This is a genomic window from Roseococcus suduntuyensis (assembly GCF_014196305.1).
Lineage (GTDB): Bacteria > Pseudomonadota > Alphaproteobacteria > Acetobacterales > Acetobacteraceae > Roseococcus > Roseococcus suduntuyensis.
On record NZ_JACIDJ010000001.1, the window covers coordinates 164,798 to 188,295 of the forward strand.

17 protein-coding genes, 1 tRNA gene and 1 pseudogene are annotated in these 23,498 nt (G+C 69.9%); 10 read left to right on the plus strand and 9 right to left on the minus strand.

The annotated features are described in order from the left end of the window. Together GGQ83_RS00775 and GGQ83_RS00780 are read right to left on the minus strand one after the other, a co-directional pair. The gene (locus tag GGQ83_RS00775) at positions 1-1,008 is read right to left on the minus strand and encodes an ABC transporter permease (protein WP_207017854.1); all 1,008 of its coding nucleotides are present in this window, start codon (positions 1,006-1,008) and stop codon (positions 1-3) included. A gap of 16 nt (positions 1,009-1,024) precedes the next feature. Next, positions 1,025-1,675 (minus strand): ABC transporter substrate-binding protein, encoded by a 651-nt coding sequence (locus GGQ83_RS00780; RefSeq protein WP_184381691.1) that lies wholly within the window; start codon positions 1,673-1,675, stop codon positions 1,025-1,027. A 518-nt stretch (positions 1,676-2,193) separates the two neighbouring features. Here GGQ83_RS00780 and GGQ83_RS19975 point away from each other — a divergent pair. From GGQ83_RS19975 to GGQ83_RS00810, 7 genes are read left to right on the plus strand one after another with little or no spacing between them, the layout of a single operon-like run. After that, positions 2,194-2,322, plus strand: a complete 129-nt coding sequence (locus GGQ83_RS19975) for a hypothetical protein (protein ID WP_260170353.1) — start codon at positions 2,194-2,196, stop codon at positions 2,320-2,322. Positions 2,323-2,329: 7 nt separating this feature from the next. Then, on the plus strand, positions 2,330-2,416 hold the full coding sequence (kdpF, locus tag GGQ83_RS20370) for a K(+)-transporting ATPase subunit F (RefSeq protein ID WP_184382905.1): 87 nt from the start codon (positions 2,330-2,332) through the stop codon (positions 2,414-2,416). Then, positions 2,416-4,101 carry a potassium-transporting ATPase subunit KdpA gene (kdpA, locus tag GGQ83_RS00790; RefSeq protein ID WP_184381692.1) on the plus strand — a complete coding sequence of 562 codons (1,686 nt, stop codon included), beginning with the start codon at positions 2,416-2,418 and terminating at the stop codon, positions 4,099-4,101. Before kdpF ends, kdpA begins: the two co-directional genes overlap by 1 nt. 11 nt (positions 4,102-4,112) lie before the next feature. Further along, positions 4,113-6,131 (plus strand): potassium-transporting ATPase subunit KdpB, encoded by a 2,019-nt coding sequence (kdpB, locus tag GGQ83_RS00795; protein ID WP_184381693.1) that lies wholly within the window; start codon positions 4,113-4,115, stop codon positions 6,129-6,131. A gap of 3 nt (positions 6,132-6,134) precedes the next feature. Continuing rightward, positions 6,135-6,662 (plus strand): K(+)-transporting ATPase subunit C, encoded by a 528-nt coding sequence (kdpC, locus tag GGQ83_RS00800; protein ID WP_184381694.1) that lies wholly within the window; start codon positions 6,135-6,137, stop codon positions 6,660-6,662. Positions 6,663-6,683: 21 nt separating this feature from the next. Then, positions 6,684-9,341, plus strand: coding sequence for a sensor histidine kinase (locus tag GGQ83_RS00805; protein WP_184381695.1), 2,658 nt, complete (start codon positions 6,684-6,686; stop codon positions 9,339-9,341). Continuing rightward, entirely contained in the window at positions 9,338-10,036 is a 699-nt protein-coding gene (locus GGQ83_RS00810; protein WP_184381696.1) for a response regulator, read from the plus strand. The genes GGQ83_RS00805 and GGQ83_RS00810 overlap by 4 nt, the downstream gene beginning before the upstream one ends. Positions 10,037-10,062: 26 nt before the next feature. Here the strand turns inward: GGQ83_RS00810 and GGQ83_RS00815 are convergent, their stop codons facing one another. Next, positions 10,063-11,604, minus strand: a complete 1,542-nt coding sequence (locus tag GGQ83_RS00815) for a hypothetical protein (protein ID WP_184381697.1) — start codon at positions 11,602-11,604, stop codon at positions 10,063-10,065. 77 nt (positions 11,605-11,681) lie between these two features. On the opposite strand from GGQ83_RS00815, the pseudogene GGQ83_RS20375 reads away from it, so the two are divergent. Further along, a pseudogene (locus GGQ83_RS20375) lies at positions 11,682-11,954 on the plus strand (IS3 family transposase); the annotation flags it as partial. A 147-nt stretch (positions 11,955-12,101) separates the two neighbouring features. Then, positions 12,102-14,105, plus strand: coding sequence for a multicopper oxidase family protein (locus GGQ83_RS00825; protein ID WP_184381698.1), 2,004 nt, complete (start codon positions 12,102-12,104; stop codon positions 14,103-14,105). A gap of 507 nt (positions 14,106-14,612) precedes the next feature. Here GGQ83_RS00825 and GGQ83_RS00830 read toward each other — a convergent pair. The 6 genes from GGQ83_RS00830 to GGQ83_RS00855 form a co-directional block, all read right to left on the minus strand. Continuing rightward, complete coding sequence (locus tag GGQ83_RS00830) at positions 14,613-14,792, minus strand: hypothetical protein (RefSeq protein ID WP_184381699.1); 180 nt, start codon at positions 14,790-14,792, stop codon at positions 14,613-14,615. Between the two features lie 224 nt (positions 14,793-15,016). After that, on the minus strand, positions 15,017-16,603 hold the full coding sequence (locus GGQ83_RS00835) for a type I restriction-modification system subunit M (protein ID WP_184381700.1): 1,587 nt from the start codon (positions 16,601-16,603) through the stop codon (positions 15,017-15,019). A gap of 499 nt (positions 16,604-17,102) precedes the next feature. Beyond that, positions 17,103-17,177: transfer RNA gene (locus tag GGQ83_RS00840), tRNA-Gly, on the minus strand. Positions 17,178-17,252: 75 nt separating this feature from the next. Then, positions 17,253-18,449, minus strand: a complete 1,197-nt coding sequence (locus GGQ83_RS20245; protein ID WP_184381701.1) for an MFS transporter — start codon at positions 18,447-18,449, stop codon at positions 17,253-17,255. Next, positions 18,446-19,621, minus strand: a complete 1,176-nt coding sequence (locus GGQ83_RS00850; protein ID WP_184381702.1) for a BaiN/RdsA family NAD(P)/FAD-dependent oxidoreductase — start codon at positions 19,619-19,621, stop codon at positions 18,446-18,448. Before GGQ83_RS00850 ends, GGQ83_RS20245 begins: the two co-directional genes overlap by 4 nt. After that, positions 19,618-21,264, minus strand: a complete 1,647-nt coding sequence (locus tag GGQ83_RS00855) for an NAD(P)/FAD-dependent oxidoreductase (protein WP_184381703.1) — start codon at positions 21,262-21,264, stop codon at positions 19,618-19,620. The genes GGQ83_RS00850 and GGQ83_RS00855 overlap by 4 nt, the downstream gene beginning before the upstream one ends. A gap of 192 nt (positions 21,265-21,456) precedes the next feature. Here GGQ83_RS00855 and GGQ83_RS00860 point away from each other — a divergent pair, with 192 nt between their 5' ends. Next, the gene (locus tag GGQ83_RS00860) at positions 21,457-23,469 is read left to right on the plus strand and encodes a TRAP transporter permease (protein ID WP_184381704.1); all 2,013 of its coding nucleotides are present in this window, start codon (positions 21,457-21,459) and stop codon (positions 23,467-23,469) included. The last annotated feature ends 29 nt before the right edge of the window (positions 23,470-23,498 follow it).

Below are 23,498 nucleotides of genomic sequence, written 5' to 3' on the forward strand. Positions count from 1 at the left end.
TCAACGGTCCCGCAGGCGCGGGTCGAGCCAGGCTTGCCCCGCATCGGCCACCACGCCGCTGAGCGCCAGCGCCACGCCGCCCAGCATGGTCACCGCCATGATCGCCGGGTAATCGAGGGTGGGGGCCGATTCCAGCGCATAGGCGCCGACGCCCGGCCAGGCGAAGACCGTCTCGGTCAGCACCGCCCCGGCCACCAGCGTGGCGAAGGAGAGGCTGATCAAGGTCAGCGCGGGCACCATCGCGTTGGGCAGGGCGTGGTCCAGCAGCAGCCGCCCCTCGCTCAACCCGCGCGAGCGCGCGGCGACGATGTGGAAGCGCGCCAGTTCCTCGATCAGCGTGGCGCGCAGCAGCCGCGCCACCAGCGCCGCGATGCCCCAGCCCAGGGCGGCGGCGGGCAGCACGAGACGGCGCGCCGCGTCCCGCCAGACCGCCCAATCCATCGCCAAGGCCGCATCCACCAGCAGAAGACCCGTCCACACGGGCGGCGGCGTCAGCCGCGCGTCGAGCCGCCCCGGCCCCGGCAGCCAGTCGAGCCAGCTGGCGAAGACCCACAGGAACAGCAGCCCCGCGAGAAAGACCGGAATGGACACGCCCGCCGAGGCGAAGCCGCGCACCGCCTGGTCCAGCAGCCCATGCGGCCAGCGCGCGCTCAGCAGCGCCAGCGCAGCCCCCACCAGCGTGCCCAGCAGCGTGGCCGCCAGCACCAGTTCGAGGGTCGCGGGCAGCCGCTCGGCCAGATCGGTGCCCACCGGCCGGCGCGTGCGGAAGGAGGTGCCGAAATCGCCCTGCGCGGCATTGGCCACATGGCGCAGGAACTGCACCGCCACCGGCCGGTCCAGCCCCCATTGCGCGCGGGCGGCGGCGACCACGGCCGGGTCCTCCATGGCGCGCTCGCCCACGATGGCGATCACGGGGTCCACGCCGGTGGCGCGGGAGAGGCCGAAGCTGACCGCCGCGATGCCCAGCAGCAGGACGGGCAGCAGCAGCAGGCGCTGGATCAGGACCACCTCGGCGAGGCCCCCCTCAACGGGGACGGATCTCGGCCAGCGGCAGGTTGCAGCAGGTGCTGTAGCGCACGCCCTGCAAGCCCGGACGATGCGCGATGACGAGGTCCGGCGAGAGCAGCGGCAGTATGATCCGGTCGCCCATCATGGAGCGCGCGACGGCCTGGAAGGCGGCCTCGCGCTCGCCCTCCGGCGCGGCGAGGGCGCGGGTCAGCAGCCCGCGCAACTCCGCGTTGGCGATGGAAGACAGGTTGCCGCCGCCCGCGCGGGTGAACCAGGGCGTGCCCTCCATGATGCCGAAGAAGTTCACATACTGCGCCGAGCCGAAATAGTCGGGCGCGTAGTAGCCGATGGTCATGGGCAATTGCGCCGCGCGCATCTGCTGCACCCAGACGGGGAAGGTGGCGGGCTGCAGCCGCAGCCGGATGCCCACCCGGCCCAGATCCTGCTGGAGCCGCTGCGCGACCAGCGACATGTCCGCGCCATAGCTGTTGATGGCGGGGAAGGTGAAATCCACGTCGAAGCCACGCCCATGGCCGGCGGCGGCGAGCATCTGCCGCGCGCGCGCCACGTCGGTGCCCGGCACCTCCAGCCCCGCACTGCCCGGGAAGCCGTTGGGGATGGGGCTGGCCTGCGGCTTGCCCGCGCCGCCCAGCACGAACTCGATCATGGCCGCGCGGAAATGCCCTGAGCCTAGCGCGGCATAAATAATGAAATTTCAACAAGATAGAGCTTGAGGGTGAAATCACCCCACCCCGAGCCTCGGAGACTTGTGCGCCTCCGGAGAGCGATTTCCGGGATCGTTGCGTTCTCCAACCCTCAAGCCATAGCGACAAAACCCCAGGAAATCTGCGGTTCACGGCACCATCAGCGGATAGGAAATGTGAGGTTGGAAAGCCGACTGGAGCAGCGGTGGGAACCGGATTCCAACCTGCTCTGGTGTTAGTGAGACGCGTCTCGGCAGCCGAGAGTGTTCGCCTGCGGTGACTCAACCGGCTTGAGCCTGAGTTTTATGCTGGCGGTAGGGGGCTCGTTCGTGATCGCCCCGTGAGGCTTTGGTGCAAGCATCGCGCCCATGCGGCGGCGCCTTGCGCCGGCCGGAACAAGCCCACACGCCAGCCCAGCCTTTACGCTACCCTTACGGGCTCAGCCAGAAATCCGAATAGCGCCTTTGCGCCTACCGGGCGGATGGTCACCCTGACCCGGGCGCCCTTCGTCCGGGAGGGAGCCACCATGCTTGATGTCCTTCTCCTCCTCCTCGGCCTCGGCGCCTTCGCGCTGATGGGCCTCTACGCCCGCGCCTGCGCCCGGGTCTGACGCCGCCATGCTGGACCTTATTCTCGGCGGCGCCGTCGCGGCGGGCCTGCTCGGCTACCTCGTCTGGGCGCTGCTGCGGCCGGAGGATCTGTGATGACCCTGATCGGCTGGGCGCAGATCGCCTTTCTCCTCACCCTCGTGCTCGCCACGGCCGTGCCGCTGGGGCGCTACATCGCGGCCGTGGCTGAGGGGCGAGTGGGCTTCCTGCGACCTCTCGAAACCGGTTTTTACCGCACCGCCGGCGTGGACCCGGCACAGGGCATGGGCTGGCAGCGCTACGTGCTGGCCATGCTGGCGCTGAATGCGGCGGGGTTCCTGCTGCTGTATGCGCTGTTGCGCGCACAGGCCTGGCTGCCGCTGAACCCGGCGGAGCTGCCGGGCCTCTCGCCCTGGCTCGCCTTCAACACCGCCATCAGCTTCGTCACCAATACCAACTGGCAGGCCTATAGCGGTGAGACGGCAATGTCGCACCTCAGCCAGATGGCTGGGCTGGCAGTCCAGAACTTCCTCTCCGCCGCCACCGGCATTGCGCTGGCACTGGCGCTGACGCGCGCCCTGGCGGCGGGTGGTGTGCAGGCGCTGGGGAATTTCTGGGCCGATCTGGTGCGCATCACGCTCTACCTGCTGCTGCCGCTGGCCCTTCTGTTGGGCATGCTGCTGGTGGCGCAGGGCGTGCCCCAGACACTGTCCGCCGGCGCCACGCTCGAAGGTGGCGAGGTGCTGCCCCTCGGTCCCGCCGCCTTCCAGGTCGCGATCAAGCAGCTCGGCACCAATGGGGGCGGCTTCTTCGGCGTGAACTCCGCGCACCCGTTCGAGAACCCGACGGCCATCACCAACCTGCTGCAGCTCTGGGCCATCCTCGCCCTTCCCTTCGCGCTGACACTCACCTTCGGGCGCATGGTGGGCGACATGCGCCAGGGCTGGGCGCTGTCCGCCGTGATGATGCTTTTCGTCATCGCCGGCACGGCCTTGGCCTACGCCGCCGAGGCCGCGGGCAACCCGCTGCACATCGCGGCCGGCCTCAACCCCGCCGATGGCAACATGGAGGGCAAGGAGGTGCGGCATGGCATCGCGCTCTCCGCGCTGTGGGCCGTGGCCACCACCGGTGCCTCAAATGGCAGCGTCAACGCCATGCATGACAGCTTCACGCCGCTTGGCGGCTTGGTGCCGATGTTCCTCATCCAGCTGGGTGAGGTTCTGCCGGGCGGCGTCGGCTCCGGGCTTTATGGCATCATGGTCTTCGTGCTGCTGGCGGTGTTCGTGGCCGGGCTGATGGTGGGGCGCACGCCCGAATACCTCGGCAAGAAGATCCAGGCGCGCGAGGTGAAGCTCGCCATGTTGGCGGTGCTGGTGGTGCCGCTCTGCGTGCTGGGGTTCAGCGCGGTGGCGGCGGTGCTGCCGGCCGCACTCGCCAGCGTGCAGGATGCCGGGCCGCACGGGCTCTCCGAGATTCTCTACGCCTACTCCTCGGCGGCGGGGAACAACGGCTCGGCCTTCGCGGGGCTGACGGCCGACACGCCCTACATGAACACCACGCTCGGCATCGCCATGCTGTTGGGCCGCTACGCCATCATCGTGCCGGTGCTGGCCATCGCGGGCAGCCTGGCGGCCAAGCCGCGCGCGCCGGATTCCGCCGGCAGCTTCCCCACGCATGGCCCGCTCTTCGTGGGGCTCCTGAGCGGCATCATCCTGATCCTGGGCGGGCTGCAATTCCTGCCCGCGCTCTTCCTCGGACCCGTCGCGGAGCATTTCGCGCTGATGGCCGGCCAGACCTTCTGAGGCACCCTGACATGAATACGACAGCTGAAGCGCGGGGCCAGCCCGTCCTGGCCCGTGCCCTGCGCGACGCGGTGCTGAAGCTCAACCCCGCGCATCTCATCCGCAATCCGGTGATCTTCGTGACGGAGGTGGTCTCCATCCTCGTCACGCTGCTGGCGATGCTCGCCGCTTGGCGGGCCGAGCCCTGGGGCTTCCAGGCCGGCATCGCCGCCTGGCTGTGGCTCACGGTGCTGTTCGCCACCTTCGCGGAAGCCATCGCCGAAGGCCGCGGCCGGGCGCGCGCCGAAAGCCTGCGCCGGTCTCGCGGCGAGGCGCGTGCCAAGCTGCTGGCCCGCGCCGACGACCGCACCCAGTGGCAGGATCGTGCGGCCGCGGACCTGCGCGAGGGCGATCTCATCCTCGTGGCGGCTGGCGACCTCATCCCCGCCGATGGCGAGGCCATCGAAGGCATCGCCAGCGTGAACGAGGCCGCGGTCACCGGCGAAAGCGCGCCCGTCATCCGTGAATCCGGCGGCGACCGCAGCGCCGTGACGGGCGGCACCACGCTGGTCTCGGACTGGCTGGTGGTGCGCGTCACCGCCGCCCCCGGCAACAGCTTCATGGACCGGATGATCGCGCTGGTGGAGGGCGCCTCCCGCCAAAAGACGCCCAACGAGGTCGCACTCGACATCCTGCTGGCCGGCATGACGATCGTCTTCCTGATCGCGGTCGCGACCATCGTGGGGCTGGCCAGCTTCCACGCCACGCCGCCCTCCGTGCCGGTGCTCGCCGCCCTGCTGGTCACGCTGATCCCGACCACCATCGGCGGGCTGCTCTCGGCCATCGGCATTGCGGGCATGGACCGACTGGTGCGCTTCAACGTGGTGGCGACCTCCGGCCGCGCGGTGGAGGCGGCGGGGGATGTGGACGTGCTGCTGCTGGACAAGACCGGCACCATCACGCTCGGCAACCGCCAGGCGGCCAGCTTCATCCCGGCACCGGGCGTGGACGAACGCGACCTGGCCGAAGCCGCCGTCCTGGCCTCCCTGGCCGACGAGACGCCGGAGGGCCGCTCCATCCTCGTGCTGGCGCGAGAGAAGCACGGCGTGGCGGCGGAGGCGGTGCCCGAAGGGGCCACCATCATCCCCTTCACCGCCCAGACGCGCGTCTCGGGCCTCGACCTGCCCGGCCGCGGCAGCTTCCGCAAGGCCGCGGCCGACCGGATGGCCGACGCGACGCCGCCCGCTTTGGTGGAGGCCGTCGCCCGCATCGCCCGCGCCGGCGCGACCCCGCTGGTGGTGGCGCGCGACGGCCAGGTGCTGGGCGCCATCGCGCTGAAGGACGTGATCAAGCCCGGCATGCGCGAGCGCTTCGACGCGCTGCGCCGGATGGGCATCCGCACCGTCATGGTCACCGGCGACAACCGCCTGACCGCCGCCGCCATCGCCGCCGAGGCCGGCGTGGATGATTTCCTGGCCGAGGCCACACCCGAGGACAAGCTGGGCTACATCCGCCGCGCCCAGGCCGAGGGGCGCCTGGTCGCCATGGCCGGCGACGGCACCAACGACGCGCCGGCGCTTGCCCAGGCCGATGTCGGGCTGGCCATGCAGACCGGCACCCAGGCGGCGCGCGAGGCCGGCAACATGGTGGACCTCGACAGCGACCCCACCAAGCTCATCGAGGTGGTGGAGATCGGCAAGCAGCTGCTCATCACCCGCGGCGCGCTGACAACCTTCTCCATCGCCAATGACGTGGCCAAGTACTTCGCCATCCTGCCCGCCATCTTCGTCGCGCAATATCCGGGGCTGGCGGCGTTGAACGTGATGGGGCTGACCAGCCCCGAAAGCGCCATCCTCTCCGCCGTCATCTTCAACGCGCTGATCATCGTGGCGCTGGTGCCGCTGGCGCTGCGCGGGGTGGGGCGTGGCGGCCTGGGCGCGGCGGCGCTGCTGCGGCGGAACCTGCTGGTCTACGGGCTGGGGGGGCTCCTCGTGCCCTTCCTCGGCATCAAGGCCATCGATGTGTGTCTCACTCTGTTGGGGATCGTCTGAACCATGTGGAACCTGCTTCGTCCTGCCCTGGTGATGCTGGGTGGCTTCACCCTGCTGCTCGGGTTGATTGTGCCGCTGGGCTTCACCGGCGTCGCGCAGGCGCTGTTCCCGCATACGGCGAATGGCAGCCTGATCGTGCGGGAGGGGCGCGTGGTCGGCTCGGACCTCATCGCCCGGCGCATGGAGGGTGCCGCGTGGTTCCAGCCGCGCGCCTCCGGCAGCGTTGCGGGCGATGGGCCGAGCAACCTCGGGCCTACCAGCGCCGCGCTGCTGGAAGCGGTGCGCGCCCGCGCCGATGGCCAGCGCGATGTGCCGGCCGATGCCGCCACGGCCTCGGGCTCCGGCCTCGACCCGCACATCAGCCCGGCCCACGCCGCGCGCCAGGTGGCCCGCGTGGCCTCGGCACGCGGCCTCCCGCCCGCGCAGGTGCAGGCGCTGGTGGACCGCCATACCGAGCGCCGCCTGCTGGGCTTCCTGGGGGAACCCCGCGTGAACGTGCAGCGCCTGAACCTCGCCTTGGGTGCACCGTGACGGACCGGTAAAAGAGGCCCCATGCCCAATACCCGCGACCCGGATCGCCCCGACCCTGACGCGCTGCTGGCCCTGGCGGCGCGGGAGGGGCGCGGGCGGCTGAAGGTGTTCCTCGGCGCCGCTCCCGGCGTGGGCAAGACGCACGAGATGCTGGCCGAGGCCCGCCGCCGCCTGGCCGGCGGCGCCGATGTGCTGGCCGGCATCATCGAGACGCATGGCCGCGCGGAAACCATCGCGCAGGTCGGCGACCTGCCCATCCTGCCGCGCGCCCGCCTCGAACATCGCGGCCAGGTGCTGGAGGAGTTCGACCTCGACGCCGCGCTGGCCCGCCGCCCGCAGATCCTGCTGCTGGACGAACTCGCCCACAGCAACGCGCCGGGCAGCCGCCACCCCAAGCGCTGGCAGGATGTGGAGGAGCTGCGCGACGCCGGCATCGAGGTCTGGACCACGATGAACGTCCAGCACCTGGAGAGCCTGTCGGACGCCGTGGCGCGCATCGCCGGCATCCGCGTGGCGGAGACGGTACCCGATGCCGTGCTGGCCGGCGCCGATGCGGTGGAACTCATCGACATCCCGCCCGCCGAGCTGCTGGAGCGGATGCGCCAGGGCAAGATCTACCGCCCCGACCAGGCGGCGCGCGCCATGCGCGGCTTCTTCCGCGAGGGCAACCTGGCGGCGTTGCGCGAAATGGCGCTGCGCCGCACCGCCGAGCGCGTGGACGCCGATGTCACCGGCTACATGCGCGCCAACGCCATCGCGGGGCCATGGCCCGCCGGGGACCGCGTGCTGGCGCTGGTCGGCGCCGATGCCTCGGCCGAGACGGTGGTGCGCCAGGGCCGTCGCATAGCCGATGCGCTGCGCGCGCCGCTGGTGGTGCTGCACGTCGAACGCCCCGGCACCCTGGACGCGACGGACCCCACGCCCATCCTGCGCATGGCCGAGGCGCTTGGCGCCGAGGTGGAGACGGTGGCGGCGACGGACCTGCCCAGCACCATCCTGGCCCAGGCGCGGGCGCGCAACGCCTCGCACATCGTCATCGGCCGGGGGCAGCCGGGTTTCGGGCGGCGCTGGCTGGGGCGGACGCTTTCGGCAACGCTCGCGCGGCGCGCCACCGACTTCACGCTGCACATCGTGCCCGGCCCGGCCGGCAAGGCGCGCGCGGTGCCCACCGCCCCGGCCGCGCTGCCGCGCTGGCTGGGGTGGTGCGCGGTGCCGGCCACCATCGCCCTGGTGGTGACGCTGGGTTACGGCGCGGAGGGGCTGCTGCCGGAGCGCACGCTGGGCATGGTGTTCCTCGCCGTGGTCGTGGCGCTGGCGGCCCTATTGGGGCCGTGGCACGCCGCGGCGGGGGCGGCGCTGGGCTTCCTCAGCTGGAATTTTTTCTTTCTCGAGCCGCGCTACACCTTCGAGCTGTTCGACGGCGCAGACTTGGTGGGCCTCGGCGCCTTCGCCGCAGTGGCGCTTCTGCTGGCCGGCACCACGGGCAGGCTGGGGCGGTCCGTCCGCACGGCACGGGCGCGCATGCTGGCGCTGCGGCGCCTGGTGGAGTTCAGCCGTCGCCTGGGCGGGCCGGGCGGGTTGCCGGACCTGCTGCCCGCCGTGGCCGAAGAGGCCACCCGCGTCGCCGGCGCGCCCAGCGCGGTGGTGATGCCGCTGGAACCGCTGCTGCCGGGCGCCGCGCCGGAGCCCGTGGTCCGCGCCGCCATGCCGGTCACGATGGAGCTCGATGAGACGGCAATGGCGGCCGCGCGCTGGGCGCTGGCGCAGAGCCGCCCCGCTGGCCGCGACACGGACACCCTGCCCACGGCGGCCTGGCAGTTCCGCCCCATGCGCACCGCGCGCGGCGTGGTGGGCCTGGTGGGCGTGAAGCTCGATGACCGGGCGGAGCCCCTGGCGGGCGAGACGGACAAGGCCCTGACCGCGCTGCTGGACCAGGCGGCGGTGGCCATCGAGCGCGCGCAACTGATGGAGCGCGAGGCCCGCGGCGCAGCGCGCGCCGAGACCGAGCAACTCCGCACGGCGCTGCTGACGTCGCTTGGCCATGATCTCCGCACGCCATTGACCTCAATTCGCGGGGCGCTGGGCACGCTGCGGGCGTCGGGTGACGCTCTGTCCGCGGACACCCGCGCCGACCTGCTCCTGGCCGCCGAGGAGGAGACGGCGCGCCTTTCGCGATACCTGTCGAACATCCTGGACATGGTCCGCATCGAGCACGGCCAGGTCGAGCCGCGGCGCGAGGCGGTGAACATCCCGGAGGCGCTGGAGGTGGCGGTCGGCCGGGCGCGGCGCGCCACGGGACGCGAGATTGCCGTGACGGCCGGCGAGCGCCTGCCCGAACCGCGGCTGGATCCGGCGCTGCTGGACCAGATCCTCGGCAATGTGCTGGACAACGCGCTCAAGTTTTCGGAAGCGCCGGTGCGCGTCGCGGCACGGCGCGAGGGGCATGAGGTGGCGATCGCAGTGGAGGATGACGGGCCGGGCATCCCGGCCGGGGACCTGCACCGCGTCTTCGATCCCTTCTTCCGGGTGACGCGGACCGATCGCGTGGCTGCCGGCACGGGCCTCGGCCTCGCCATCTGCCGCGGGCTGGCGCACGCGATGGGCGGCCGGATCGCCGCGGAAAGCCCGATACGTCCCGCTGGCGGCGGCACCCGCATCACGCTGCGCTTTCCTGCATGACCACGAGAGATGCCGCGCGGATCCTGGTCGTGGATGACGAGCCGCAGATCCATCGCTTCCTGAAGCCGGCACTCGAGGCGGCGGGCCTCGCGGTGCTGCGCGCGGACACGGCCGCCGACGCGCTGCGCCTGATGGCGACCCAGTCGCCAGAGCTGGTTCTGCTCGACCTTGGCCTGCCCGACATGGATGGGCAGGAGGTCTTGCTGCGGCTGCGGGCCTTCAGCCTAGTGCCGGTCATCATCGTCTCCGCACGGGAGCGCGAGATGGAGAAGGTGCAGGCGCTGGACGCCGGCGCTGATGACTATGTGGAGAAGCCCTTCGCCCTGGCCGAGTTGCTCGCCCGCATCCGGGCCGCGCTGCGGCGCGTGGCGCCCGCGGGGGTGAAGCCGGAGACGCTGCTGCGCTTCGGCCCGCTTGAGGTGGACCTTGCACGCCGCACTGCGCGTCTGGACGAGCAGGAGACGCTGCGCCTGACGCCTCGCGAGTGGGAGTTGCTGGCGGCGTTGGCACGGGCGGGTGATGGCCGCGTCGTGACGCAGCGCCACCTGCTGGCGACGGTCTGGGGCGCGGCGCATCTGAAGGACACGCAGTACCTGCGCGTCTACGTCGCGCAGCTGCGCCAGAAGCTGGGTGAGGCGGCCTTCCTCATCCGCACGGAGCCCGGCGTTGGGTATCGGTTTGGCGAGGATCCGTGATGTCGTTCGAGAAAGGCATTCCCCCATCAGGGCACGCGCCGTTTGACGACCCCCACCGACAGCGTCGCCGCCGCCAGGTCGAACGTCGCCGCGGAGATGTTTCGTGCCATCACGCGCACCGTGTTGTTCGACCACACGGCGGCATCGAGCTCGATGAACCGCGTCGACGACACCAGCGACGCCTGCGCCAGATCGCCGGCCCGCGCCCCGTTCACCGTGACGTCGATGAGCGCCGTCGCCCCCGGCGGCAGGTTCGGCAGATCCCAGGACACCTCTGCAGCAAACTCCCGCCGCCCGGAGCCGAACAGCGCACCCGTCAGAAGCGGCGTGCCGTTCAGCACCGCGGGTGCCGCCTCCGGCAGCCCGTAGAGCCGCAGCGATTGCAGGTCGATCGGCCCGTCGAAGCCGATCACTCCCACCTGCGCATAGGCGACAGACGCGCCGACGCGGATGGTCTGCCGACGATTGAAGTTCGCATCGTCCATCGGCGCGCCGGCGTTCCACCCCTTGGCCGGCCCGTTCCACTGCATCGTGGTGATCGAGGCCAGGACGTCGCCCGCGATGTCCTCCCGCACGTTCCCAGCGCCATCGAACACGCGCACGAACAGCCGCCCGCCCGACGCGCCGCTCGTCAGCCAATGCGCCAGCGCGAACTCCTTCGCCTGGGAGGTGTCGAGCACCCACCCCAGCCCGCGGTTCGCCGCCAGCGTCACCGCCCGGTCGGTCGGCGTCAGGTCGGTCAGCCCGTTGAAGCAGAAATCCGCCATGAAGGTCGCAGTGGTGGTCGACGTGGCGATGGTGATCAGGCCCTCCACGCCAACCTCCGTCGCCGACTGGCGGAACGCCGCGGCGCGCGTGTTCGGCACACCGGCCAGGAAGCGCTGGAAGCGCGACGCCGGCGCCCGGTGCCGGTTGATCACCGCATTGCCGCAGCGGTTCGCGGTCGCCGTGTAGTCGATGCCGACCAGGTAGGTGTTGGTCCAGGCGACGTCGTACTCGCAATCCTGCGCCCCGGCGGTGTGCCGCGCCGCCAGGGGCGAGCAGGCCTCCATGCGCATGTTGCGCGCGATAATGGCAGAGCCCGAGGTCTGGTTCAGGAAGGGGATGGCGATGTTGCCGCCGGCCTGGCGCAGCTCGAAGTTGGGCGCGTCAAAGACGTGACGGTTGTGGTTGGCGTAGGCGCCGGGCTCATTCCCGAGCCGGATCCCGAACCGGTCCTGGCTCGCATTCACCCCGGTCGCGTGCGCGAAGTGCCCGCCATAGTAGCGCACGGAGGTGTTCCAGGCGGTGGCGGTGGCGCACCAGATGTCGAGGCCGATGCGGTTGTTGACGATGCGGCCCAGCGTGAAGGTGCTGTCCTCCACGCCGCGGCCATCGCCCAGCGTGCGCATGCCGATGGTGAAGCCTTCCACGCGGCGCAGCTCGATCTGGCTCGCATCAACGTTGCGCACAGTGATGCCGATATCGGCCTCGGAGGACCAGTCGGACTGGGTGGCGCGGATGACGTTCAGCCCCGTGTAGAGCTTCTCCGCATTCCGGAGGGTGCCGCCATCGCCCAGCACCAGCACGCTGGTGGGCGCGGTGCCCGTGCTGGGGACGACGACATCCTCGCGGAAATCCGTGCCGTTACCGACGCCCGCCCACCTATGGCTATCGTCGCGTCACCGCCCTGCTGAACCGGGCCAGGGGTCGCACAGGACTGCCGCGCCTAAATCACAAACGCGTCTTTCGGCTCATGCGCCTGGCCTCGCTGCTGCTCCAGCCTCGCACTGACAGGAGAGCCATCCGGGCGCTTGAGGGCGCCGTCGTGGCACGCGCCTCCAACCAGCGCGGGGCGTCCGGCGGGTTTGAGATCCCCTGCTGGAATGGCGAAGTCGTTCTCATCGCTTTCGCCATCGACAACCACCCGGTCACGTAGGTCCGTCGACAGCGCTCGCCTCATGGGCTGCTGCCGTCCGCCCAGCCAGCGGCTTGAATCGGAAATCGACAGGCGCCGGAAGCCACATTCCGATTCCGTCTGTTGCGATCAGGCCCTAGCCTGCGTTGCCCGACCTAGGAGGCTGCCATGACGCACGCGCTGTTCCCTTCCGCCCGGCGCCGCGCGCGGCGTCGCCTGGCCTGTCTTCTCAGCCTGCTGCTGGGCGCCGCCGGGCCCGTCACCGCCACCGAGCTACGCAACCCGCCGGAGCTGGACACCGCCGCGCTGACGCTGCGCCTGCAGACCCACAATATGGTGAACGCGGACGGGACGACAGTCGCCGTCCAAGTCCGCAGCATCGCTGCCTCCGACGCGGCGCCGCTGGTGGGCCCCACAATCCGGACTACCCCGGGCGCCACGCTCCAACTCACCTTCACCAACGACCTCGCCTACAGCGCGACGGCCGGTCTGGACGGGACCGTCAGCACGACGACGCCGCATGGCTTCGACATCATCAACCTGCACGCCCATGGGCTGCATGTGAGCCCCGGCTACACGACCGTGGCAGGCCCGCCCCCGTCGATCGCCTTCGCGGACGACGTGCTGCTGAGCCTCTACCCGCGGGACACGCCGTCGGAGGTGATGGACGACTGCCGGGCCGCGATCGGCGATCCGAACCTCTGCCAGCAGGGCACGGTCCGCTACAGCATCCAGGTGCCGCCGGACCATCCGGCGGGAAGCTTCTGGTACCACCCGCATCGGCATGGCGCCGTAGCGCTGCATCTGGCGAGCGGGCTGGCCGGCGCCCTGATCGTCGAGGACCGCGCGAACGGCATCAACAGCCTGCCGGCGGTGACGGCGGCCGCCGAGAAGATCCTGGTGATCCAGCAGATCAGATACGCGGCCGATGGCGCGGGCGGCCGGTCGGTGACCTGCGCCTCGGCCTATGGCGGCCTGTGTCCAAACGCGCCGCCCAACCCGCCCCCGGCGAACGCGGCGTTCTCCGTCAACGGGCAGCTCGCGCCGACGATCTCCATGGGCACCCAGGAGGTCCAGCTCTGGCGCCTGGTGAACGCCACCCCGGCCGAGCTGGTTCCGGCCTGCCTCATCCCGATGCCGGGGAGCGCGAACCCGCCGGGCCTCTACGTGCTGACCGCGGATGGCATCCCGATTCAGCGCGCCGCCGGCCCCGCGCCCGACCTGCCCTTCCAGCTGCGCCCCCCGGTCGGCAACTTCTTCGCGGCGCCGCGCACGCTGACGCCCACGGCCGGTGAGGACATGGTGAACTATGAGCTGAGCTTCCTCGCGGCGGGCCAGCGCCTGGACCTGATGGTGCAGGCCCCGGCCGCGCCCGGGCGCTACCAGCTGGTCGGCTCGCCAGCCAATCTGTCTGACATCAGCGCGCTCTGCCGCACGCCGGTCGCCGAGGGCGACCCGACCTTGATCGCCAACGTGGTGGTGACGGCGCCGGCCGCGACGCCGACCTACAGCACCGCCCTGCCCACCCAGACCCAGCTGAACGCGCTGGCCCGGCCGGCCTCCCTCATGAATGAGCCGATCCCGGCCGGCCCGACGCAGGGCGTCACCTTCGGGTTCACCAACGCGGAGTTCGCGCCCAGGATCGGGGGAGCGAGCGTCATCAACGGCCGGCCCTTCACCGAGGAGCGGATCCAGCGCGTGCTGCAGCTCGGCCAGCTGGATCGCTGGAGCGCGATGAGCGCGGCCGACACCCACGTCTTCCACATCCACACCAACTCGTTCCAGGTGTTCCAGCGTGGGCAGGTGCCGCTCGCCTTCCCCATCTGGCGCGACACGCTGCTCGTGAACTGCCCCATGGGCCCGGGCGGCTGCTCCTTCCCCTGGGCGCTCACCAACGCGTCGAGTGGCCAGATGATCACGCCGCAAACCCCGTTGCCGGTGGCGGCGGGCGCCCAGGGCGAGGTCGTGCAGTTCCTGAGCCGGGCGCTGGACCACACGGGCGATATGGTCCTGCATTGCCACAACGTGTTCCACGAGGACACCGGGATGATGGAGCTCGTCTCGATCGTGGATCCCCGCCAAGCGGTAACGCTGGAGACGATGACCGTGCCGCGGCACCTGCGCGCGGCGCAGGGTCGCCCGGCGCAGTCGTCGGGCGGCCACCGGCACTGACCGTCAGTGGTCGGCCGCGGCCGCCGAGCGGCGCTCAGGGAGAGGGGGCGGCCGCACCCTCGGGCAGCGACACCTCGGCCGTGTTCAACGCGAAGGAGACGGCGGTGTAGTAGCCGGCGAGGCCGAGCAGCTCTTCAAGCCCGCCGATGCACATGTCACGGTGCTCCTGACGGTACTATCACCCATCGAGGAACGCCTCGGCATCACCCGGCGCCTCGCCGCCGCCATCCTGGATCCACGCTGGACATCTGTGGCCCTCTTTTCCGAGCGTGACGCCTTGCGGCCCCATCGCTAGAGTGCTGCCCAGGGGACCCGGACCCATAAGCGCGGGGACCGTCGGAGACGCCGCACGGTGGGGCGGATCGATGGCCGTGGTGGGGATGGCGGCGACCCCGTCTAGCTCCCACCAGGCTGGTCGTCATAGGGCTGGCCGAGACGGATGGAGCGTGCCCGGCATGGTGGCGCTGCTGGGTACGCCTATCCGTCAATTCGCTGCCAAATCCCTCATCACCCCGTTCCCCGTAGTAACGCCACCAACCCATTGGCGGTCCCATCCACCCGCGCGATGACGGTCTGCCCTGGCGTGAGCGTCGGCGTGGTCGAGCCCCGCACAAACCCCACGCTCTGCGTATTGGCCACGTCGTTATGCAGCAAATTGACCCGCACCACCGCAAGCAGCGTCACCATGTTCGATCTGTCGCGCGTACCGTGAATGCTGGCCGACGCGAAAGGCCGCTCCGCCCCGCCCTGTGGCCAACCGCGACACCGTGCCCACCTGCTTCATCGTCTCGAACACTCCGGGAAAGCGAAAGCTCTCCGACCCCTATAGCTCATCGAGTGCTGACCCATTGCGCAGCTGGGCCGCGCAATCCGCTGCCCGCTCTGCAGATAGCAATATCATGATCCAACAATCACTTGGCTGATTGGGGCCAGTGGAGCGAATGGTCCCTCAGCCGCGCGATGCGCTCGGGGGTCGCCTCGAAGTTGAGCCGCAACGGGCGCTCGACCGTCACTTTCAGGAAGCCGAACTCTGCATTGTCGAAGATGCGGGAAACGACCCGCTCCTCCCACGCGCCATCCACCAGCACCCGCTCTGTCTCACCATCCCGGAAATTGCCGTACAACTCGGTTAGCCGCGCGATGTGGGCGTCGGAGAGCTCATTCCGCTTGTTGTTCAGGCTCTTCTTCATTTTCTGGAAGAAGCGCGTGCCATCGATCAGCTGAACCTTGCCCCGGCGCTCCGGAGGCTTCCGATTGGACACGAGCCAGACGTAGGTGAAGATGCCCGTGTTGTAGAAAAGCTGGTCCGGTAGGGCGATGATGGCCTCAAGCCAGTCCTTCTCGATGATCCAGCGCCGAATGTTGGATGGACCCGAGCCTGCATCACCGCTGAAGAGAGGCGAGCCATTGAAGATGATGGCGATCCTGGAGCCGTCCCCGCCTCGGCCCGGCGCGTCATGCATCTTGGAGATCATGTGCTGCAGGAAGAGCAGCGATCCGTCATTGATCGCAGGCAGGCCGGCGCCGAAGCGCCCGTCGAAGCCTACCTCCTCATGCTCTTTGGTGACGATCCGCTGCTGTTCCTTCCATTCGACGCCGAAGGGAGGGTTGGCCAGCATGTAGTGGAACTTCTTGTCGGGGAAACCATCCTTGGTCTTGCCATCGCCGAGCGTGTCACCAAGGACGATGTTGCCCGTCTCCTCATCCTTGATGAGCATGTCGGCGCAGCAGATCGCCCAACTCTCGTCGTTGTATTCCTGGCCGTAGAGCCCGAGGTTCGCCTTGAGATTCTGCGCCCTGATCGTTTCCTCTGAGACCGACAGCATGCCGCCGGTGCCGCAGGTCGGATCGTAGATCTCTCGATAGACGCCGGCCTTGTAGACGTCCTCTTCGCCTGTGTAGATCAGGTGTGTCATCAGTCGGATGACTTCACGCGGCGTGAAGTGATCGCCGGCCTCCTCGTTCGCCTGCTCGTTGAAGCGCATGACGAGGTGCTCGAAGATGTAGCCCATCTCCAAGTTGCTGATTTTATCCGGGTGCAGGTCCACATCGGACATCAGCTTCACTATGTTGAAGAGGCGGTTGCTCGCGTCGAGCTTCTCGATCTGCTCTCCAAATTTGAACTTGTCGAAGATGCGCCGAGCTGTCTCCGAGAATCCGTTGATGTAGGACACCAGGTTGGGCGCGATATTCTCGCTGTCGCCGAGCAGCTTCTCGAAGGTGTAAGGGCTGACGTTGTAGAGCGGCTGCTTGCGGTCTGGCCCAACAATCTTGGTGAGGAGACGCGGTATAGCCCGTTCAGGCGTGCCGGCAGCCATGAGCCTGGCGTGCTCGCGGATGACTGCGTCCTTGCTGGGTTCCAACACGCAATCGAACCGACGCAGCACCACCATGGGCAGCATCACCAGCCGGTACTGTGGGGGCCGGTAGGGGCCACGCAGGCGGTTGGCGATGTCCCAGATCGTGCCGGCAATCGCTTTGTGGTTCTCGGTGAGCATCTGTCCGTTCGATTCCCCTGAGTAGGCATTTTTATGGACTCAGCCGGAATGTCATAGGTCGCGATGCGGCAGATGCAGCAGAGAATCAGGCAGTGGCCGGGCCTGTGCCGGGAGGGGGACTGCCAACCGATGACCAGGGAAGAGGAAGCAGAGTGTTGGAGCGCGCGGCGCTCGTCTCGCCCTCGGCCAGTTGCTCCCCCCATCGATCCAGGACCGATGAACCAGCTACCCGGTTTCCGCTTTCCGGTGCCCTTCGCCCGACCAAACGGCGTTCGGAAACATCCCAAGCTTCGATCCGAGAGAATGACAGAATTTCAATGGGATAAGGCTTGAGGGTAGAATCATCCCACCCCCGAGCTTCGGAGACTCTCGCTCTTCCAGAGAACCATTTCCGGGATCGTTGCGTTCTCCAACCCTCAAGCCGACACGGGGAAACCCCAGGAAACCTGCGGTTCACGGCGCCAACGGCGAAAAAGACATATGAGGTTGGGAGGCCGACTGGAGCGGGCGAAGGGATTCGAACCCTCGACCCCGACCTTGGCAAGGTCGTGCTCTACCCCTGAGCTACGCCCGCTCGTGGCGTGGCGGGTGATTGCCATGGTTCGCAGACCCTCGCAACCCCCCCGTCGGGAAAACCCCACCGGAAAAGCTACGCCCCCCGCCCCAGCCGGCGCAGCACCCACAGCCCCGCCAGCGTCACCACCGCCAGGTGCCCGAAGGCCAGGCCCCAGCCCAGCGCACCCCCGCCGCCCAGGTCCAGCATCAGCCCCACGCCCAGCGGCCCCAGGAAGCCGCCCGCATAGCCCGCCATGCTGTGCAGCCCCATGGTGGCACCCCGCAGACGCTTGTCGGCCGCCTGGACGGTGCCCGCGGTCAGCGCCGCGCTGTCCAGGTAGATGGCGGCGTTCCACAGCAGCACCAGCGCCACCGCCAACGGCAGCGAGACACTCCCGGCCCAGCCCGTCAGCACCGACAGCGCGGCAGCGGCCCCCATGGCCCCCAGCACCACCCGCCCCCGCCCATGCTTCTGCGCCATCTCGTTGCCAGTGATGGAAACCGCGATGCCCAGCAGCCCCGCCAGCGTGAACAGCAAGGCCGGCGCCGGCAGCCAGGACGGCGCGCCCAGCTGCGCCTGGGACGCCACCAGGAAGGTCACGGCCCAGGCGCGCAGGGCGGCCAGTTCCCAGGTGTGAACGGTGTAGCCCGCGATCCAGCCCAGGGCCTGGCGGTTCCGCAACACCGGCCGGAAGTCCAGCAGGCGGCCCGGCGCCGGGGCGGGCCGCGCATCGGGCAGCAACCAGGCCGCGATGCCCAGCGCCAGCCCCGCCATGACGGTGCCGAACAGGAAGGCCGCCCCCGGCCCCGCCAGCGCGTCGAACAGCCCGGCAAAGGCAAAGGACAAGGCCCCCGCCAGCCCCACACCCGCCGCATGCCAGGACACGGCGCGGGATTGCGCCGCACCCTCCAGCGGGTCGGTCAGGGCCTTGAGGCCGGGCATGTAGCAGGCCGCCCAGCCCACCCCCGCCATGGCCCGCAACAGCATCCCGGACCAGAACCCGTCCGCCCAGACCACGAAGCCCAGGTGCGAGACCAGCGTCAGCGCCGCCCCGCACAGGTAGATGCGCCGCGGCGCCATGCGGTCGGTCAGGGCCAGCAGCACCGGCACGGCGGGCACATAGGCGGCGAAGAAGATGCCGACCAGCCAGCCCGCCTCGGTGTTGGACAGCTCCCACCGCGCCATGAAGCCGGGCAGCAGCGCGGGCAGGGTGAAGGCGCCCACCTGCACGCCGAACTGCGCCAGCACCATGGCCCGGAGGAAGCCGCTGGTGCCGGGCGCCGGCCTCACAGCGCCTCGCCCGCCGCCCAGCCGCTCGACCAGGCCCACTGGAAATTGTAGCCGCCCAGCCAGCCCGTGACGTCCACCGCCTCACCGACCACGAAGAGGCCAGGCACCGCGCGCGCTTCCATGGTCTGCTGCGACAAGGCGCGGGTGTCCACGCCGCCCAGCGTCACCTCGGCCTTGGCATAGCCCTCCGTGCCCGCGGGCTCCAGGCGCCAGGATTTCAGCAGCGTCCCCAGCGCGCGGAGGTCCGCATCGCGCGTGTCGGCCAGACGGCCAGGCAGGTGAAGGGCCGCCAGGGCCTGCGCCAGGCGCTGCGGCAGGGCCTCGGCCAGCAGGGTGCGGCCCTCGGCGCGGGGGCGGGCGCGCTTGCCCTCCAGCAGCCAGGCGGAGGCGTCACGGTGGGGCAGCAGGTCGAGCGTCAGCGCCTCGCCCTCCCGCCAGTAGGAGGAGGCCTGGAGGATGGCCGGGCCGGACAACCCGCGATGGGTGAACAGCATGGCCTCCTCGAACGCCACGCGCCCGCAGCGGGCCATGGCATCCAGCGCCACGCCCGCCAGGGGGCGCATCAGTTCCAGCGCCTCACCCGCAAAGGTCAGCGGCACCAGGCCGGGGCGCAGCGCCGTCAGCGGCAGGCCGAAGCGCCGCGCCACGTCATGCGCGAAGCCCGTGGCGCCCATCTTGGGAATGGACAGCCCGCCGGTGGCCAGCACCAAAGCGGGTGCGGTGAAGACGCCCCGGCTGGTCTCGATACGATACCCCGTGTTGCGCACGATGTCGGTGACGCGGCAATCGAGCCGGATCTCCACCCCCGCCGCCGCGCATTCCGCCAGCAGCATCGCCACGATGGCCCGCGCCGAGCCATCGCAGAACAACTGCCCCAGCGTCTTCTCATGGAAGGGAATGCCATGCCGCCGCACCAGCGCGATGAAGTCATGCTGCGTGTAGCGCGCCAGGGCCGAGCGGGCGAAATGCGGGTTGGCGGAGAGAAAGCGCTCCGGCACGCAGCCCGTATTGGTGAAGTTGCAGCGCCCGCCGCCGCTGATGAGAATCTTCTTCCCCGCCGCCTCGGCATGGTCCAGCAGCAGCACGCGCCGCCCGCGCTGCCCCGCGCGCATGGCGGCGAACAGCCCGGCCGCGCCGGCGCCGATCACCACCGCGTCATAGGCCGTGTTCACGCGGCTTCCTGCGACAGCCCCGCCATGTCGCGCCCCACCGCCTCGGCCACGCGGATACCGTCCACCCCCGCCGAGAAGATGCCGCCCGCATAGCCGGCCCCCTCACCCGCCGGATACAGCCCGCGCGTGTTCACGCTATGGAAGGACGCGTCCCGCCGGATGCGCACGGGCGAGGAGGTGCGCGTCTCCACCCCCGTCATCACCGCATCCTCCATGTCGAAGCCCGGGATGCTGCGCGCGAATTGCGGCAGCGCCTCGCGGATCGCCGCCACCGCGAAATCGGGCAGGCAGAGCGAAAGGTCGGTCGGCGTGACACCCGGCTTGTAGCTGGGCACCGCGCTGCCGAGGTGGGTGGATGGCCGCCCCGCCAGGAAATCCCCCACGCGCTGCGCCGGCGCGCGGTAGTCGCCGCCACCCACCACGAAGGCGCGTTCTTCCCAGTGGCGCTGGAAGGCGATGCCGGCGAGCGGCCCGCCCGGGTAGTCCACCTCCGGCGTGATGCCGACGACGATGCCGGCATTCGCGTTCCGCTCGGCGCGCGAATACTGGCTCATCCCATTGGTCACCAGGCGTCCAGGCTCGCTGGCGGCGGCGACCACGGTGCCGCCGGGACACATGCAGAAGGAATAGACGCCGCGGCCATTCGTGCCGTGATGCACCAGCTTGTAGTCCGCAGCGCCCAGGATGGGGTTGCCCGCGAAGGTGCCGAAGCGTGCGCGGTCAATGACGGATTGCGGGTGCTCGATCCGCACGCCGATGGAGAAGGGCTTGGCCTCCACATGCACGCCGCGGGCGTGCAGCACCTCGAAGGTGTCGCGGGCGGAGTGGCCGATGGCCAGCACGACATGGTCCGTCTCGATGGTGTCGCCCGCCTCGGTGACGACGCTGCGCATGTGGCGCTGCCCGTCGCGCCCGGTCTCGATGAGGAAGTCCGTCACCTTGGTGCCGAAGCGGTATTCGCCGCCCAGCGCCTCGACCTTCGCGCGCATGGATTCCACCATCTGCACCAGGCGGAAGGTGCCGATATGCGGCTTGGCCACCCAGAGGATCTCCTCGGGCGCGCCGGCCTGCACGAATTCGGTCAGCACCTTGCGGCCCAGATGCTGCGGGTCCTTGATGCCCGACCAGAGCTTGCCGTCCGAGAAGGTGCCCGCGCCGCCCTCGCCGAATTGCACATTGCTCTCGGGCGTCAGCACGCCGCGGCGCCACAACCCCCAGGTGTCCTTGGTGCGCTCCCGCACCACCTTCCCGCGATCGAGGATGATGGGCCTGAAGCCCATCTCCGCCAGGATCAGCGCGGCGAAGAGCCCGCAAGGCCCGGTGCCGATCACGACCGGCCGGCGCGCGGGCGGCGCGGCCGCATGCGCCACATGGCGGTAGCTGGTGTCCGGGCGCGGCCCCAGCGTGCGCGCCAGCGCCTTGTCGCCCGCGGCGCGCTTGAGCAGCGCGGCCTCATCGGCCACGGCGAAGTCCACGGAATAGACCAGCTCGATGGCCGAGCGCCGCCGCGCATCCCAGGCGCGCCGCGCCACCTCGTGCGACAGAAGCTCATCCCGTCGCAGCCCCAGCCGCGCCACCACCGCGGTGGCGATGGCGTCGGGCGCGTGGTCCAGCGGCAGGCGCAGTTCGGTCAGTCTCAGCATGGCTCGTCTCTCAACGGTCCTGGATAGGGCGGCGCGCGGCATTTGGCGACAGGTGGCGTGTCATTCCGTTAACCTGTCATTTCCGCTTGACCTCCGTTGCGTCTGCCGCCATCCGCATCGGCCAAGAATGTCGCGAACGACACCGGGCGGGCATTGATATTTCACGATGGATTTTCTGGGGGCAGGACACGTATGGCGCAGACACGCCCGAACGACGACGTGAACACCGAGATCGAGGATCTCGAATTCGCCAGCGCGCGGCGCGAACTGCCGGGGCTGCAGGGCATGGTCTGGCGCGCCGCCGCCACCGCCTTCGTGTCCTTCCACCTCTGGATCCTGCTGGTGCAGCCGGTGGACCCCACCGTGTCCCGCGCCATCCACGTCTTCTTCGGCGCCGCACTCGGCTTCGCGCTGTTCGCGCCGCGCGCCAGCACCAACCTGGTGCGCCCGGTCCCGCTGTATGACTGGGTGCTGATCGGCCTCTCCCTCATCATCCCGTTCCACTACATCTTCGACGCCGACGGCATCGAGATGCGCACCTTCATGGGCCCCAACCTGCAGGACCTGCTGGTGGCCGGCGTGGGCATCCTGCTGGTGCTGGAATTCGCGCGCCGCACGGCAGGGCTGGTGATGCCGCTCATCGCCGTCACCTTCATCGCCTATTGCTTCGTGGGCCCCTGGATGCCGGGCATCCTGTTCCATCGCGGCGTCGCCTTCGACCAGCTGCTGGTGGAGCTGTTCAACAACAATGGCGTGCTGGGCACCATCGTGCAGGTCAGCGCCAGCTTCATCATCATGTTCGTGGTCTTCGCCACCTTCCTCCAGAAATCCAATGCGGGCGAGTATTTCAACGACGTGGCGCTCGCCCTGGTGGGGCGGCTGCGCGGCGGGCCGGCCAAGGTCACGGTGCTGTCGGGCATCATGTTCGGCGCGGTCTCGGGCTCGGCGGTGGCCAATGTGGTGGCGTCCGGCGCCTTCACCATCCCCATGATGCGCCGCGTGGGCTATGACCGCGCCACCGCCGGCGCCATCGAGGCCACCAGCTCCACCGGCGGACAGATCACCCCGCCCGTCATGGGCGCCGGCGCCTTCATCATGGCCGAGGTGCTGGGCATCCCCTACACCGAGATCGCGCTGGCGGGCCTCATTCCCGCGCTGCTCTTCTACTGGGCCAACTACACGCATTGCGACCTGAACGCGCGCAAGCTCGGCATCCGGGGCCTGCCGCGCGACGAGCTGCCGCGCTGGACCACCATCCTGCGCCGCCTCTACATGGCCTCGCCGCTGATCCTGCTGATCTTCATGCTGGTGCAGGGTTTCTCGCCCTTCCGGGCCGCGGCCTGGGGCATCGCGGCCACGCTGGTCATCATGATCGTCACCTCGCTGGTGCACCGGGTGTGGCTGCAGCGGCAGGGGCTGTTCACCGGCACCGCCTCGGCCGTCATCGAGACCGTGGCGCAGATCTATGACGCGCTGCACGGCTCCATGAAGGAGGTGATGCAGCTGATTGCCGTCTGCGCCGCGGCGGGCATCGTGGCGGGCGTCATCGGCGTCACCGGCGTGGGCGGGCGCTTCGCCTCCATGCTGCTGGACGTGGCCGGCGCGTCCTCGCTGTTGGCCATGGTCTTCGCCATGCTGGTCGCCATCATCCTGGGCATGGGCGTGCCCACCACCGCCGCCTATGCCATCGCGGCGGCCGTGGTGGCGCCAGGCCTGATCCGCATCGGGGTCGAGCCGCTGGTGGCGCACATGTTCATCTTCTACTTCGCCATCCTCTCGGCCATCACGCCGCCGGTGGCGCTGGCCTCCTTCGCGGCCGCCTCCATGGCCAGGGCGGACATGTGGCAGACCAGCGTGATCGCGCTGAAACTGGGGCTGGCCACCTTCATCGTGCCCTACATGTTCTGGCTCTCGCCCGCGCTGCTGGCGCAGGGCTCGCTGATCGAGATCGCGCCCGCGCTGATCACCGCGCTGGGCGGCGTCTGGTTCCTCGCCTGCGCGACCGAGGGATGGATGCTGAACGGGCCGCTGAACCCCGTGCTGCGCTTCGTCTCGGGCAGCGCGGGCTTCATGATGATGATCCCGGAATCCATGACGGACCTCACGGGCATCACCATCGGCGTCGCGCTGTTCCTGTGGCAGCGCCGCGCCTATCCGGTCGAGGGCATGGTCACGCTGCCAAGGCCGGTCGAGCGGCGCTCATAAACACATCTGCCCCGGAATGAACCGGGGCA

What these genes read in the sequence shown, in the direction of transcription:
- GGQ83_RS19975 (WP_260170353.1), top strand. Translation starts at nt 2,194, where the DNA reads ATGGTCACCCTGACCCGGGCGCCCTTCGTCCGGGAGGGAGCCACCATG.
- GGQ83_RS00810 (WP_184381696.1), top strand. Translation starts at nt 9,338, where the DNA reads ATGACCACGAGAGATGCCGCGCGGATCCTGGTCGTGGATGACGAGCCG.
- GGQ83_RS00860 (WP_184381704.1), top strand. Translation starts at nt 21,457, where the DNA reads ATGGCGCAGACACGCCCGAACGACGACGTGAACACCGAGATCGAGGAT.
- GGQ83_RS00855 (WP_184381703.1), bottom strand. Translation starts at nt 21,264, where the DNA reads ATGCTGAGACTGACCGAACTGCGCCTGCCGCTGGACCACGCGCCCGAC.
- kdpB (WP_184381693.1), top strand. Translation starts at nt 4,113, where the DNA reads ATGAATACGACAGCTGAAGCGCGGGGCCAGCCCGTCCTGGCCCGTGCC.
- GGQ83_RS00825 (WP_184381698.1), top strand. Translation starts at nt 12,102, where the DNA reads ATGACGCACGCGCTGTTCCCTTCCGCCCGGCGCCGCGCGCGGCGTCGC.
- GGQ83_RS00805 (WP_184381695.1), top strand. Translation starts at nt 6,684, where the DNA reads ATGCCCAATACCCGCGACCCGGATCGCCCCGACCCTGACGCGCTGCTG.
- GGQ83_RS00780 (WP_184381691.1), bottom strand. Translation starts at nt 1,675, where the DNA reads ATGATCGAGTTCGTGCTGGGCGGCGCGGGCAAGCCGCAGGCCAGCCCC.
- GGQ83_RS00830 (WP_184381699.1), bottom strand. Translation starts at nt 14,792, where the DNA reads ATGGTGACGCTGCTTGCGGTGGTGCGGGTCAATTTGCTGCATAACGAC.
- kdpF (WP_184382905.1), top strand. Translation starts at nt 2,330, where the DNA reads ATGCTGGACCTTATTCTCGGCGGCGCCGTCGCGGCGGGCCTGCTCGGC.
- kdpC (WP_184381694.1), top strand. Translation starts at nt 6,135, where the DNA reads ATGTGGAACCTGCTTCGTCCTGCCCTGGTGATGCTGGGTGGCTTCACC.
- GGQ83_RS00835 (WP_184381700.1), bottom strand. Translation starts at nt 16,603, where the DNA reads ATGCTCACCGAGAACCACAAAGCGATTGCCGGCACGATCTGGGACATC.
- kdpA (WP_184381692.1), top strand. Translation starts at nt 2,416, where the DNA reads ATGACCCTGATCGGCTGGGCGCAGATCGCCTTTCTCCTCACCCTCGTG.